General features: G+C 55.1%; 12 protein-coding genes. 7 read left to right on the forward strand and 5 right to left on the reverse strand.

Annotation, left to right across the window (positions count from 1 at the left end):
- Positions 1-25: 25 nt before the first annotated feature.
- The 4 genes from WG929_RS12135 (at position 26) to WG929_RS12150 (ending at position 5,167) form a co-directional block, all read left to right on the forward strand.
- A complete protein-coding gene (locus tag WG929_RS12135; RefSeq protein ID WP_416206231.1) occupies positions 26-475 on the forward strand; it encodes a DUF4124 domain-containing protein in 450 nt (149 codons plus the stop codon).
- Positions 476-614: 139 nt separating this feature from the next.
- Positions 615-2,105: a glycerol kinase GlpK gene (glpK, locus tag WG929_RS12140; protein WP_416206232.1), complete on the forward strand. Its 1,491-nt coding sequence runs from the start codon at positions 615-617 to the stop codon at positions 2,103-2,105.
- A gap of 28 nt (positions 2,106-2,133) precedes the next feature.
- Complete coding sequence (locus tag WG929_RS12145; protein ID WP_416206233.1) at positions 2,134-3,828, forward strand: glycerol-3-phosphate dehydrogenase/oxidase; 1,695 nt, start codon at positions 2,134-2,136, stop codon at positions 3,826-3,828.
- Between the two features lie 94 nt (positions 3,829-3,922).
- Positions 3,923-5,167, forward strand: a complete 1,245-nt coding sequence (locus WG929_RS12150; RefSeq protein ID WP_416206234.1) for a glycosyltransferase — start codon at positions 3,923-3,925, stop codon at positions 5,165-5,167.
- Positions 5,168-5,196: 29 nt separating this feature from the next.
- On the opposite strand, the gene WG929_RS12155 is transcribed toward WG929_RS12150, so the two are convergent.
- The 4 genes from WG929_RS12155 to WG929_RS12170 all read right to left on the reverse strand — a co-directional run bounded on the left by WG929_RS12155 (position 5,197) and on the right by WG929_RS12170 (position 8,924).
- Positions 5,197-6,396 carry a cation:proton antiporter gene (locus WG929_RS12155; protein ID WP_416206235.1) on the reverse strand — a complete coding sequence of 400 codons (1,200 nt, stop codon included), beginning with the start codon at positions 6,394-6,396 and terminating at the stop codon, positions 5,197-5,199.
- A 52-nt stretch (positions 6,397-6,448) separates the two neighbouring features.
- Positions 6,449-6,775, reverse strand: a complete 327-nt coding sequence (locus tag WG929_RS12160; protein WP_416206236.1) for a hypothetical protein — start codon at positions 6,773-6,775, stop codon at positions 6,449-6,451.
- A 157-nt stretch (positions 6,776-6,932) separates the two neighbouring features.
- Complete coding sequence (locus tag WG929_RS12165; protein WP_416206237.1) at positions 6,933-7,955, reverse strand: patatin-like phospholipase family protein; 1,023 nt, start codon at positions 7,953-7,955, stop codon at positions 6,933-6,935.
- Positions 7,956-8,114: 159 nt separating this feature from the next.
- Entirely contained in the window at positions 8,115-8,924 is an 810-nt protein-coding gene (locus tag WG929_RS12170; protein ID WP_416206238.1) for a TatD family hydrolase, read from the reverse strand.
- A 162-nt stretch (positions 8,925-9,086) separates the two neighbouring features.
- On the opposite strand from WG929_RS12170, the gene WG929_RS12175 reads away from it, so the two are divergent.
- Both WG929_RS12175 and WG929_RS12180 read left to right on the forward strand, forming a co-directional pair.
- Complete coding sequence (locus WG929_RS12175) at positions 9,087-9,818, forward strand: P-loop NTPase family protein (RefSeq protein ID WP_369855067.1); 732 nt, start codon at positions 9,087-9,089, stop codon at positions 9,816-9,818.
- Between the two features lie 135 nt (positions 9,819-9,953).
- Entirely contained in the window at positions 9,954-10,781 is an 828-nt protein-coding gene (locus WG929_RS12180) for a TOBE domain-containing protein (protein WP_369855066.1), read from the forward strand.
- A 50-nt stretch (positions 10,782-10,831) separates the two neighbouring features.
- On the opposite strand, the gene modA is transcribed toward WG929_RS12180, so the two are convergent.
- Positions 10,832-11,659, reverse strand: coding sequence for a molybdate ABC transporter substrate-binding protein (gene modA / locus WG929_RS12185; protein ID WP_416206239.1), 828 nt, complete (start codon positions 11,657-11,659; stop codon positions 10,832-10,834).
- A gap of 132 nt (positions 11,660-11,791) precedes the next feature.
- Here modA and WG929_RS12190 point away from each other — a divergent pair, with 132 nt between their 5' ends.
- Positions 11,792-12,934 (forward strand): porin, encoded by a 1,143-nt coding sequence (locus WG929_RS12190; RefSeq protein WP_416206240.1) that lies wholly within the window; start codon positions 11,792-11,794, stop codon positions 12,932-12,934.
- The last annotated feature ends 49 nt before the right edge of the window (positions 12,935-12,983 follow it).

Below are 12,983 nucleotides of genomic sequence, written 5' to 3' on the forward strand. Positions count from 1 at the left end.
GTAGACAAGAAGCAGGGAGGCAGGGATGAAATATCTGGTTGCAGGCATGATGCTGGTGGCACTGAGTGCGGACGCGCAGATATATAAATGGCTGGACGCTAACGGCAAGGTGCATTTTGGCAGCATGCCGCCGACTACGGCGAATGCCGAATCGTTGGATCTTTCCACGGCAACGACCAGCTCGTCCCCTGCGGCAACGATCCCCGCTATTAATCGTGATGAAGCACAAAAAGCCTACCTGGAAAGCGCCGCGGCAGAGCGTAAAAAACGTGAAGCAGAGCGTGAACACCAGCGTATTGTGGAACAGCAGACCAGGCGTACCTGTGGTGTCCTGAGTGGTATGAAAAAAGATCTGGAAGACAAAAAGGCGTTGTATCGTTACAACGATCAGGGTGAAAAAGTGTTTCTGAGTGATATCGAGAGCAAGGCCTTTCACCAGCAAGTTAACGATGAGTATGACAAAAATTGCCACTAATTAGTGGGGAATTGAAAAGTATCAAGGCAGGTAACATTACGATTGATCGTAGCGTTACCCAAACTATTCGTGCGTATTGTTTGGGCAATGAGCGTGTATTGCCACTGCCATAATCAGTGACGTATTTCGGGAGAATGACATGGGCAACCGTTTTGGCATTCTTGCCATCGATCAGGGAACAACCAGTACACGAGCCATCGTGTTTGACCCGCAGCTGCAAACCGTTGCCATGGCCCAGCAGGAGTTCCCCCAGCATTATCCGGATGATGGCTGGGTTGAGCACAATCCGGATGATCTCTGGCAAAGCACCTGCGCAGTGGTTCAGCAAGCCCTGGCAGAGGCGAGGGAGCAGGGCTGTGAGGTTTCTGCCATCGGCATTACCAATCAGCGCGAGACGACGCTGGTGTGGGATAAACACAGCGGCGCTGCTGTATATCCTGCCATTGTCTGGCAAGACCGTCGCACCGCCAGGCTCTGCGATCAACTGCGGTCAGAGGTTGGGGATGATTATGTACAGGCCCGCTCAGGCCTACGGCTTGACCCTTATTTTTCTGCCACCAAGGTGGCCTGGATTCTCGATAACGTTGACGGTGCTCGCCTGCGGGCAGAACGTGGTGAGCTGCTGTTTGGCACGGTCGATAGTTATCTGATCTGGAAACTGACCGGTGGCCAACGGCATGTGACCGACGCGACCAACGCCAGCCGTACCAATCTGTTTAATATTCATCGTGGTGAGTGGGATAACGAGCTGCTCGACCTGTTTCGTATCCCATCTGCCATGCTGCCTCAAGTACAGGATTGCTCTGGTCATTTTGGCACTGCGCTGGCCCGCTTTACCGGCGATCGGGATATTGCTATCACCGGGGTAGCCGGAGATCAGCAAGCGGCCAGCGTCGGCCAGTGCTGTTTTGAACCAGGACAGGTAAAAAGCACCTATGGCACCGGGTGTTTTGTACTGCTGAATACCGGTCAAAAACCGCTGTTTTCATCTCATGGACTGCTCACCACGATTGCCTTGCAACTGGATGGCCGGCGCACCTACGCCCTGGAAGGGGCGATCTTTGTTGCCGGTGCGACGGTGCAATGGTTACGGGACGAGCTAGGCATTATCGAACGGGCGTCCGATACGGAACGGTTAGCCAGCGGGCTGGACAGTAACAAGGGTGTCTACCTGGTGCCTGCGTTTACGGGGCTGGGTGTACCTTACTGGCGTGCCGACGCTCGGGCCGCGATTGTTGGCCTGACCCGTGGTGCTGGCAAGGCGGAACTGGCCAGGGCAGCGCTGGAAGCCGTCTGTTATCAGACCGCCGATCTGTTTGCAGTGATGGCGCAGGAAGGTCTGCGGCCAACGTCCTTGCGGGTTGATGGTGGCATGGTGTCCAACAACTGGATGCTGCAATTTCTTGCGGATGTGTTGAATACCGAGGTACTGCGTCCGGCACTGCTGGAAACCACCGCACTGGGAGCTGCCTATCTGGCCGGGCGAGCAGTGGGGCTTTACGGTGATACCTCGGAATTCACCCGCCTGTGGCAATGCCGGGCAACCTTTACACCCGCCATGAGCGAGGCCCAGCGTGCTACTTTGCTGGCCGGATGGCAAAAAGCCGTGCAGCGTGTGGTGCTGGAATGACTACGATTTTGTCAATAAGGAAACCAGTGTGACGCAGCGACAAGATACTCTGAAACAACTGGATGGTGAGTGCTTTGATGTGCTGATTGTCGGCGGTGGCATTAACGGTGCGGTGTCGGCAGCGGCGCTGTCCAGTCACGGTGCTCGGGTTGCCCTCATTGATCGTGATGATTTTGGCAGCGCGACCAGTGCCAACAGTTCCAATCTGGTCTGGGGTGGCATCAAATATCTGGAAAGTGGTGAAGTGGCGCTGGTGAATGAACTGTGCCGCAGTCGTAACCGGCTGATGCAGCGTTTTCCCAGTCGAATTCGCGAAATACGCTTTCTGACGACGGTACCCAAAGGTTTTCGCAAGCCCGCCTGGATGGTTTACATCGGTGCTTTGCTGTATTGGGGTTTTGGTCGCGGGGCAACCCGGATGCCGGAGTACCTGTCGCGACGGCGGCTGCAACAGCGTCAGCCATTGATCGACATCGCCGTTGCCCAGGGCGGATTGGAATATTCAGATGCCTGGCTGGTTGATAACGACGCCCGGCTGACGTTTGATTTTGTCCGTACGGCGATACGGCAGGGCGCGGTGGTGGCTAACTACGTCGCCTCTGAAGGATCACAGCAGGTCGATAATGAATGGCATACCCGTGTAGTTGACCAGCAAACAGGCGAACAGCAGCTGATTCGCTCCCAGGTATTACTGAATGCCACCGGCCCCTGGGTCGATGGCTACAACCAGTTAAGCCAGCAATCGGCTGGCCATCATCATGTGTATTCAAAAGGTATCCACCTGATTGTGCCCCGGTTGATCGAAGAAGAACGTGTGCTGGCATTTTTTGCCAACGATGGCCGGCTGTTTTTTGTGATTCCGATGGGCAGCAAGACCTGTCTGGGTACGACCGATACCCGTGTCACTCGGCCTGAGTCGGTGGTGACTGCCGCCGATCGCCAGTTTGTGCTGGATAATGTCAATCAGCGTCTGAAGCTGGACAAGCCGCTGACCGCTGCTGATGTGATCTCCGAGCGCTGTGGTGTGCGGCCGTTGGTGGTGGCCAGTGCGGCGGCAGAGAATCAAGCCGACTCTGTTAATCAAGACAACAAGGAAGCAACAGGCGAAGCAGGAAAGGAGCAGGGCGACTGGCTTAACCTGTCGCGCCGCCATGCGATTGATGCCAGTGCCGACCATCGTTACCTCAGTATTTTTGGTGGCAAGCTGACCGATTGTGTCAACGTCGGCGAAGAAATATATGACCAGGTCAGCGCGTTTGGTATTCCGCTGCAGCCGAGATCCGATCGCTGGTTTGGTGAGCCGGACGAGCGCCGCCGGGAAGGCTTCTGGCGTCAGGCAACGGAGCAAGGGCTGGATCAATACTGGTGTGAGCATCGCCGGGAGACCTTGTTGCAGCGTTGGTGGCGGCGTTATGGCACCGATGCTTTCGAGTTACTGGTTGATGTTGCGGATCACCCGGAATGGTTACGGCCGTTGCTGGAGGGTGACGACCTGCGCGAGGCCGAAGTCCGGCTGGCGGCGCGGCTGGAGATGGTCACCCGGCTGGAGGATTTTTTACGTCGTCGTACCATGCTGGAGCTGACCAGTGGCAAGGCGGCGCTGGCACAATCCCCGGTATTGGCGCACATCAGCGAATTGTTATTTGGCTCTGCTGGCGAACAACAATTGCGGGATTATCTGAGCACGGATGTTGCGGATCACTTGCCAGCGGCTGATGGTTGACCTGCGACTTCCTCTTATCGTCAGTAGCAGGTGAGCTTTCAGCCTGGCCACTGTCTGCCTATACTGCCGCGTTTGGTCGCCATAGGAACACTGCATGAAAACCGCTCTGATTATCGGCTACGTCTGGCCGGAGCCGGCATCGTCCGCAGCGGGTAGTCGCATGTTGCAGCTGATTGCCGCACTGCAATCGGGTGATTATCGGGTGGTGTTTGGTTCACCAGCCGACTGGAGTCCTCATGCGGTGGGACTGGCTGACCACGGAGTGGAAGCCGTCAAACTGCAGCTTAACAGCTCGACGTTTAACGACTATATCGCCGGGCTACAACCGGATCTGGTGATGTTCGACCGTTTTATGATGGAAGAGCAATTTGGCTGGCGGGTGGAAGAAACCTGCCCGAATGCGCTGCGGGTGCTGGATATGGAAGACGTCCACAGCCTGCGTCATGCTCGCCATCAGGCGCTCAAGGAAGGCGTAGAACCGGGCTTGAAGCATATTCATTCTGAATTGGCGATACGGGAAGTGGCGGCTGTTTTACGTTGCGACCTGACGCTGGTGATTTCGGAATTTGAATGGCACTGGTTGCAGCAACAATTCCAGATACCGGCAGCCCAGCTGATCTATCTGCCTTTTATGCTGCTGGCATCACAATGGCAGCGGCCGTTGACGGCGCTGTCTCAACGCCAGCATTTTGTCTGTATCGGTAATTTTCGCCACGAGCCGAACTGGGATGCCGTACGCTGGCTCAGAGAAGCCCTTTGGCCTGCCATTCGCCAGCAGCTGCCAACGGCGGAGCTGCACGTTTTTGGTGCTTATCCGCCTAAAAAAGCGACCAGCTTGCAGAATGAACAACTGGGTTTTTATGTCCCCGGCTGGGCAGACGATGCGCTTGAGGTGGTGGATTCTGCCCGTGTCATGCTGGCCCCGTTAAGGTTTGGTGCCGGGTTGAAGGGCAAATTGCTGGATGCAGCAATCACCGCCACCCCAGCTGTCACCACTCCGGTAGGGGCAGAAGGCATGTACGGTTCTGCCATGGGCAATCAGCGTGATCTGGGCATATTGGTGGCAGATTCGGCGACCGTTTTTGTTGATGCCGCCGTGCAGCTGTATCAGAACGACAGCCTGTGGGATACGTGTTCCGCTGCGGCGGTTCGGTTGGCACCAGACCGTTTTGCCTTTGCAGATCATGCACCGCGCTGGCTGGCACGACTGTCCGAGTTGGCCGGCAACCTTGAAAACCATCGGCTGAGCGGGTTTTACGGTGCCATGTTACGGCACCATACGCTCAAAAGTACTCGCTACATGTCGCAGTGGATCGAGGCCAAAAACCGGTTGTCGTAGTCTGTTCGCGTGGTTGAAGTGGTTAGGCGTCAGCCCGGCCAGCGCTTCCAGACATGGGTCGAGAGACCATGCAAAAAGATACTCAATAATACCGTCAGTACTGCGGTGCCAAACACGGTATCGTAAGACGCGATACGGTCGGCGTACCCCATTTGCTGAATAGCCAGCATCAGATACAGAATACTGGCAATGCCTCGAGGGCCAAACCAGGCGAGAAAAATCTTCTGTCCAAATGGCAAGCCACTGCCGGTCAGGGAAATCAGGACTGGAATCATCCGCACCAGCGTCAGGCTGAGCAGGGCATAAGCCAGCATGGGCCAGCTGAACAACGGCCAGGCTTCGGCGACAAATACCAGCCCGAAGAGGAAAAACATCAGCAAGCTCAGTACTTCACCTTCCGCCTCACCAAATTCACGTAAACGGGTCATCACGGTGACCCGGTGCGCTTCCAGAAACAGCCCCGCCAGAAAAGCAGCAATAAAGCCATTGCCCCCCAGTGATTCAGCCCCGGAGTAAGCCAGAAAGGCCAGCGATAACGACGACAAGCGTTGGAACAACGGCATCATTTGATGGGCGTCCGAGGCCCACTGCACCAGTCGGCCACCCCAACGGCCAACCACCACCCCTGTCAGGCCTCCGACGACAAACTGCTGGGTGACAAATACGGGCCATTGCATGGAGTCGAGAAAGGCATAGTCGCCAGCGTTCATCACGGCCAGTACAAATAACAGCACCGGCAAGGCCAGACCGTCGTTCAGGCCACTTTCAACGGTAATGGTATGCCGCAGCGGCAAACTGATACGATTGTCAGAAAAAATCGCCTGGGCCAGAGCCGCATCGGTAGGAGACAGCATGATGGCCAGCCAGGCCGCAGGCAGCCAGGCCAAGCCCAGTAGCGGTACTGCCAGTACCCAGCCTGCCAGCATGGTGAGTGGCAAGCCAATGGCGAGCAGACGAATAGGTAAAATTTCGTAGCACACCAGTTGTGAACGTTTGATCTGGCTGGCGTCGGTAAACAGGATCAGTGCCAGAGTGAGTTCAGCCAGCAGGGTCAGTTCGCTGGCTTGGATATCGGCGGGTACCCAGGCAAGTACTTGCGGCCCAACCAGAATCCCCATCAGGGTGACCAGCATGGGGGCACTGATGCCAGATTGATCAATACGTTTTGAGAAGGCACTGTAGAACAGCAGTGTTGCCGCCAGGGTCAGCAGCAGGGAATGGTTACTCATCGTTTGGCAGGTTGTTCATCTGGCTATCCATGGCAGGCTGGTACGGCAGGTGTTATTCCCAGACTATACGCAAGGGCTCACCAAAATCATCATAGATTATTTTTTTACGCGGACGACGGCGTGGCTGACTGGCAGCTGCCGCAGGGCGTTTGGGCTTGCGTTGGGAATCACGGCGCTGGTCAATGGCTTGTAGCACCTCGGGCACGGGGGTGCGTTCTTCCTTGGGTTTTTCGAACGCCATGCTGCGTTCGTCATAACGTCCGTTTTGCAGACCCGTAGCGCCTCTGGCGACCTCGTTGACTTCTCCGCCTTCTTGCAGATACTGTTCAACTTCGTCGTTCAGTTGCTGACGTATTTCCGTTTTGGTGGGTCGTTTCATGCGTAGCTCTTGCGCGCGTGGGCAATCAACGGATCAGAGTGCCAGACGGTGGGTTACAGTTCAATGTATTCGTCACGGTATTCTGCCGCAGTAATCAGATCATGCTGATCAGGTCAATAAACAGGCCGCTGAGAACTCTCTTATCCCCTTGCAATCGCTATAAAAACAGCTCTGCCAGTCGGACACTGGAACGTTTGCCGATAGCGCCCTGATGCTCTTGTAGCCAGAGCTCGGCACGGTGTCTGCCCATATCCCGTAATTGGTGTAATACGCGTTGGTCGGGCAGCGCTCTGGACGTCGAGGGTAACTGATCCATTTCGCCATTGGGGTCAATCAGATGGAACCGCAGCCGGTTGAGGGCTTTTTCCAGTCGACCAAAGGGCCGCCAGCTTTCCCGAGCAAAAGCGCGCGCCTGGGCCAGAATACGCATTTCGCGTAAAAATCCGGCATTAAAGGCAATATCCATGGCCCGGTTTTTAATCGCGGAGGCTGTTTTTGGGGTATCGCCATGGTGCATGGGTGCCAACAGCACCATCAGAATATCGGCACAATTGCAGTGATAATACAGCGGGAAAATCGCCGGGTTGGCGGAGTAACCACCGTCCCAGTAAGGCTCGCCTTCGATTTCGACGCTGTGATGTACCATTGGCAAACAGGCCGATGCCAGCAGGGCGTCGGCACTCATATCCTGATTACGGAAAATCCGTAAATGGCCGGTGTTGGCATTGGTGGCGGCGATAAACAGTTGTACCGGGTTGTGGCGACGCAGACGTTCAAAATCAAAGCTCTTTTCCACAATGGCACGCAGTGGATTGATGTCGAGGGGATTGAGCTGATAGGGCGAAAAGTAGTGGGTAAAACTCAGCATAAAATTAAGTGCCGGAGTCACCGACATATCCCCGGCAGTGCTCAGTCCACTGAGTTTGAAGGGTGCACTGGCAGCTACGGCTTCCCAGAAATCATTGAGTGCTTCGCGTGCACCGTCACGGCCTCCCACCATCATGCCATGGGCCAGCGCTACTGCATTCATGGCACCCGCACTGGTACCGCTGATGCCTTCAACGTGGATGTGTTTTGTTTCCAGTAATCGATCCAGTACGCCCCAGGTGAAGGCTCCGTGCGCTCCTCCTCCTTGTAACGCAAGGCTGAGAGGGTACTTGACGGGTGCGAACAGAACCATGGAAATACCTGGGTTGTCTGTGAAGTCGTCCAGCCTACCAAGCTCAGGCTCAATTGATATGGCTCGCTGGTGGACAAGAGCATTCAGTCAAATTGGCAGAGGATTGTCTGCCTTTATTCACAGTTATATATCCGGTGCAGAAACACTATACCCAAATCGTTATCCGGGAAAGAATGTCGTCATGGCATTCTTCCAAGTCTGCTCCAGTACGGTTTCGACCGGTAAGGCTTTTACCTCGGCAATTTTTTCGGCCACGAAGGGCAGGTACTTGGGGGCGTTTTCAATACCACGGTAGGGCATTGGCGTCAGATAGGGGGAATCGGTTTCGAGCAGCAGACGCTCGATTGGTGTCGCGGCCACTACTTCCCGAACGTTCGTGGCCTTGTTAAAGGTGACGATGCCATTAATGCCAAGGTTGAAGCCCAATGTGACCGCCAGTTGGCCCAGTTCCAGCCCGGAGGTGAAACTGTGGATCACCCCTTTGCGGTTCATTTGTGGTGCGTATTCTTGCAGAATCGCCATGGTGTCATCGTCGGCTTCGCGGGTGTGGATCACCACCGGCTGATCGAACTCGATCGCCAGCTCCAGTTGGCGGCAAAACACCTGGCGTTGAACCTGGTGATCACAATGGTCGTAGTAATAGTCAAGACCGATTTCACCCACGGCAACGACCTTGCCATGGCCCGAGTGTTCTCGCATATAGGCTTCGGTCGCAGCGTCAAACAGCGCGGCTTCGTGCGGGTGAACGCCCAGTGTGGCGTAGACGTCGTCGTGCGCCAGCGCCAGCGCCAGCGCGGTTGGCATGTTATCTGGCTGCACGCTGATGGTCATAAAACGTTCAACACCAATGGCACGGGCTTCGGCCAGAATGGTGTCGACAGGCGCCTCCTTGAGGTAGTCGAGATGAAAGTGTGTCTCTATGATAGGGCGTTGATAGTCGGGCACGGCGCGGCGGTTCTTTTTGCTCATGGATACTCCGGTTGTCTGACTGCAGTCGGTAAGTTCCGGGGCAGATCAATGAATGAGAGTGTCATTATAGAAATGTGGCCAACCTTATGGCCAGTCTGCTTTGCTGCAGTCTGACTGTGGTATAAGTGCCTCCTCTGATCCATTTTTTGTAAGGAACTCATCATGAGCATGATTCACTTTGTCGGCGGCGAGAAAGGCGGTGTCGGAAAATCCGTGGTTGCCCGTTTATTGTCACAGTATTGTCTGGACAAAGGACTGCATTACGCTGGTCTGGATGCTGACCAGTCGCATGCCACGACGACTCGTTATTACAAAGAATTTACCCAGGCGTTGACACTGGATCAGTTTGAAAGCACTGACGCTATCATGGAATGCGCACTGGAGGCCGATCAGCAAGTCGTGGTGGATTTGCCAGCCCAGAGCCAGCGTTTCCTGGATCGCTGGATCGACGATAACGGTGTGCTGGATATGTGTGAAGAGATGAATATTCCGATTGTCTTCTGGAACGTCGTCGACGACAGCCCGGACTCGCTTGAATTGCTGGAAAAGTTTCTCGCCAAGTACAAGTACTACATGAACTGCATCGTGGTCAAAAACGAAGGCCGTGGCACGGTATTCAAGGATGTTGATGCACTGCCGGCACTGACTGAACAGGATGACCTGGCCCGTATTCTCAGCATGACATTGCCTGCCCTGCATTCGCCCACCATGTTCAAGATCAACAAGCGCGAAATGTCCTTCTGGGCGGCGGTGAATCAGAGCGATGCCTCTGGTGCCAGCCTGAGCCTGATGGAGCGTCAGCGTACCAAGGTCTGGATGCGCAAGGCCTACGCCGAGTTTGACACCGTGTTTTCCCGTGTGACCAACTCCAACGCGGTTCCGCTGATTGATTAAACGATTTCATTAAATTGATGACAGTGGCGGACAGGCTACTGAACTGTCCTGGGTGCTGACAACGGGGTGATTGAACCACTGCGTGTCGGCATCCGGTATGACGCAATATCAGCAACCGGCCAGGTTATCCCGCTTATGAAACCTTCCGATAACACAACGAATACCACGGCGTTACAGGGCAGTATCTGGCTGCAAGGTCAGCAACGGCCCTTTGCACGTGAGCAGGTTGACCTGCTGCAGGCGATTGCCGATACCGGCTCGATCTCTGCTGCTGGCAAACAGGTGGGCATCAGCTACAAAACCGCCTGGGATCGTATTGATACAATGAATAATATGGCCGACCAGCCACTGGTTGCCCGAGCCGCAGGCGGTGCCCGTGGTGGTGGTACGGTACTGACCGGTTACGGTGAGCGGATGCTGGCCGGGTTTCTGATATTACAGGAAGCACATGACGTCTTTTTGCAACGTATTCGTCAGCGGGTACAGTCGCTGGGGGATGTGGCCGATGACATCAGTGATTTATTAAGGGCAGGGCAATTGAAAACCAGTGCACGTAACCAGTTCCGAGGCGTGGTTGAACAAGTGATTCCTGGTGCGGTGAACGCCGATATCCGCTTGCGGATAACGTCCGATCATCTTGTTACCGCCCAGATTACCGAAGAAAGTCTCAATAGCCTGGCAATTGAACCTGGCCACACCCTCATCGCCCTGATCAAGGCACCGGCAGTGATGCTGTCGAGTGATCTGGATATCAAGCTCAGTTCCAGCAACAAGCTGGTGGGCACTGTCTCCCGTATTACCCGAGGGGCCGTGAATGCCGATGTGGTACTGGCGCTGGCTGATGGCAAAACCATCAGCGCGATTATCTCCAACCGCAGTCTTGACGAGATGGAACTGCAAGAGCAGCAACAGGCTTGCGCCTTGTTTGAAGCCAGCAGTGTGGTGCTGGTGGTCGACGTCTGAGCACTGGCTACTGACTCACTGGGGCTGTTGGCTCTCTGTTCTGCGATGCCTTACTGCGGAATGTCATAACCATACTGGCGGATAATCAACCGTGCCGGTGCTGATTGCAGGTACTGCAACAGCGCCACTGCGGCCTTGTTGTTTTCTCCGCGTTGCAGCAGTACTGCGTCCTGACGGATGGGGTCGTGCTGCTCTAGCGGCACCACCCATGCCGTTCCCTTCGATATCTTGCCGTTGAGGCTGATCTGTGACAGCGCCACAAAACCGAGATCCGCGTTACCGGTACTGACAAATTGCCAAGCCTGGGCAATGCTGTCTCCTTGAACCAGTTTACTCTCGATAGGCTCGCTCAATCCCAACTGGGTGATGACCTGGGTGGCCGCCAGTCCATAAGGGGCCAGGCGTGGATTGGCAATGGCCAGCTTGTTGAACTGGCCATTACGCAGGGTTGCAAGCGGATCAATGTCTGGCTGGATTGTCCACAACGCCAAACGTCCCAGTGCATAGCTGAAGCGGCTGTTAGCAACTGCTGTTTCAGCGGCTTCCAGTACTTCAGGTTTTTGCTGATCAGCCGATAAAAACACATCAAAAGGAGCTCCATTCTGGATCTGGGCGACAAACTTGCCCGACGAGCCAAAGGACAGCTGCGCGACATGGCCGGTTTTTTCTTCAAATTCGGCGGCTATGTGTTTCATCGGAGCGGTGAAATTGGCCGCAACGGCAACAGCCACTGTATCGGCATGGGCTGCTGTCAGGCACAACAGCGTGCCCATGAACAGAGCAATGTCTCGAATGATTCGTGGGTTTGGGTGGCGGTACTGGTGCCTGTCTGTATCGGGATGAGGGAAAGTTGAAAAAGTCGTTGGTTGATCAATCATGCCAAATACTCCGGTAAAAAGTGTGGTTATAGAGTTCGCTATATAATACTTTATATAGCGATTGTGACAACCGGGAAATACCGGTGTACAAATAGACCCATATTCACTACATGACATTCAGGACGATTAAAAATGAAGACAACGAGACTGTATTTCACCGCAGGAGTCCTCCTGCTTGGCGCGACATGGCAGGCAACGGCGCTGGCGCTGGGAGACCATCCTCTGAACGTTTACGGCAGCTTGCATGCCTCGCTGGATTATCTGGATTCCGATATATCGGAGGCTGAAGCAGCTGCCAGTGCCAGCGACAAATTGTCGTCGGGGGATGTCAGCCTGTCCTTCAATTCTTCGAAAATAGGTCTGCGGGGAGAAATACCTACCGATGTCGCCGGGCTGACAGCCCTCTACCAGATAGAACAGAACATCACCCCGGATGGCAGTAGCAGTAATACCTGGACGACGCGTAACAGTTATTTGGGCTTGCGTTGGCAACCAAGTGATCAACGCACCGCAGAACTGCTGGCGGGTCGCTACGACAGCCTGGTGAAAGGCATCGCGCTGGATTACAGCTTGCTCAAGCATACCGTTGCCGACCGCGGTGCAATTCTGGGGGCCGGAGCCAATCGCGGCAATGCCCTCGACTTGCGGGTGGAAAACATGTTGTTGGGACGCTGGCAAACCCCGCTGGCTGGTGGAGCACTGCATCTGGCGCTGCAATATTCACCGGATGCAGTGAAGTCGTCCGGTTCCGTTGATAACAATCAGCGGCTCTACGTGGGTGCTCGGGCCGATTGGTCGCGTGCAAGCTGGACATTGGCAGCCGCCACAGAACACTGGCAGCAACTGGCCCTGGGATCCGCCAGCGGTGATTCTGACAGCTGGCGTATTTTGGCGCGTTATCGGGGGGCACAATGGACACTACAAGGTTTAATGGAAAACTTGCGTTACCAGCCCGACGACCACAGTATCACCGACCTCGACCGTAAAGCCTGGGCACTACAGAGCGCGTGGAAATCGGGCAAACTGACCTGGCTGGGCAGCATCATGAAAGCAGCCAGCTACCGTCACAGTGAGGACACTGGTGCTGTGATGTTGTCTGGCGGGGTAGAGCGCAAGTTGTCCAAATCGCTCAAAACCTATGGTGTTTATACCCGCACCAACAACGACAGCAACGCCAGCTTTCAGGGCGTTGACGGTACTCACGGTGATGAGCTGGCAACCTTGCCAGGCCGCTCGCCACAAGCGTTATCAGCAGGGTTGGTACTGTCGTTCTGAGGCATTCGTCGACACTGACGCCACAAGGCGTCAGAATTTCCCCTGTTAT

Origin of the sequence: Oceanobacter antarcticus, assembly GCF_044962685.1 — a bacterium.
GTDB lineage: Bacteria > Pseudomonadota > Gammaproteobacteria > Pseudomonadales > Oceanobacteraceae > Oceanobacter > Oceanobacter antarcticus.

What these genes read in the sequence shown, in the direction of transcription:
- modA (WP_416206239.1), bottom strand. Translation starts at nt 11,659, where the DNA reads ATGATTGATCAACCAACGACTTTTTCAACTTTCCCTCATCCCGATACA.
- WG929_RS12180 (WP_369855066.1), top strand. Translation starts at nt 9,954, where the DNA reads ATGAAACCTTCCGATAACACAACGAATACCACGGCGTTACAGGGCAGT.
- WG929_RS12175 (WP_369855067.1), top strand. Translation starts at nt 9,087, where the DNA reads ATGAGCATGATTCACTTTGTCGGCGGCGAGAAAGGCGGTGTCGGAAAA.
- glpK (WP_416206232.1), top strand. Translation starts at nt 615, where the DNA reads ATGGGCAACCGTTTTGGCATTCTTGCCATCGATCAGGGAACAACCAGT.
- WG929_RS12135 (WP_416206231.1), top strand. Translation starts at nt 26, where the DNA reads ATGAAATATCTGGTTGCAGGCATGATGCTGGTGGCACTGAGTGCGGAC.
- WG929_RS12155 (WP_416206235.1), bottom strand. Translation starts at nt 6,396, where the DNA reads ATGAGTAACCATTCCCTGCTGCTGACCCTGGCGGCAACACTGCTGTTC.
- WG929_RS12165 (WP_416206237.1), bottom strand. Translation starts at nt 7,955, where the DNA reads ATGGTTCTGTTCGCACCCGTCAAGTACCCTCTCAGCCTTGCGTTACAA.
- WG929_RS12150 (WP_416206234.1), top strand. Translation starts at nt 3,923, where the DNA reads ATGAAAACCGCTCTGATTATCGGCTACGTCTGGCCGGAGCCGGCATCG.
- WG929_RS12160 (WP_416206236.1), bottom strand. Translation starts at nt 6,775, where the DNA reads ATGAAACGACCCACCAAAACGGAAATACGTCAGCAACTGAACGACGAA.
- WG929_RS12190 (WP_416206240.1), top strand. Translation starts at nt 11,792, where the DNA reads ATGAAGACAACGAGACTGTATTTCACCGCAGGAGTCCTCCTGCTTGGC.
- WG929_RS12170 (WP_416206238.1), bottom strand. Translation starts at nt 8,924, where the DNA reads ATGAGCAAAAAGAACCGCCGCGCCGTGCCCGACTATCAACGCCCTATC.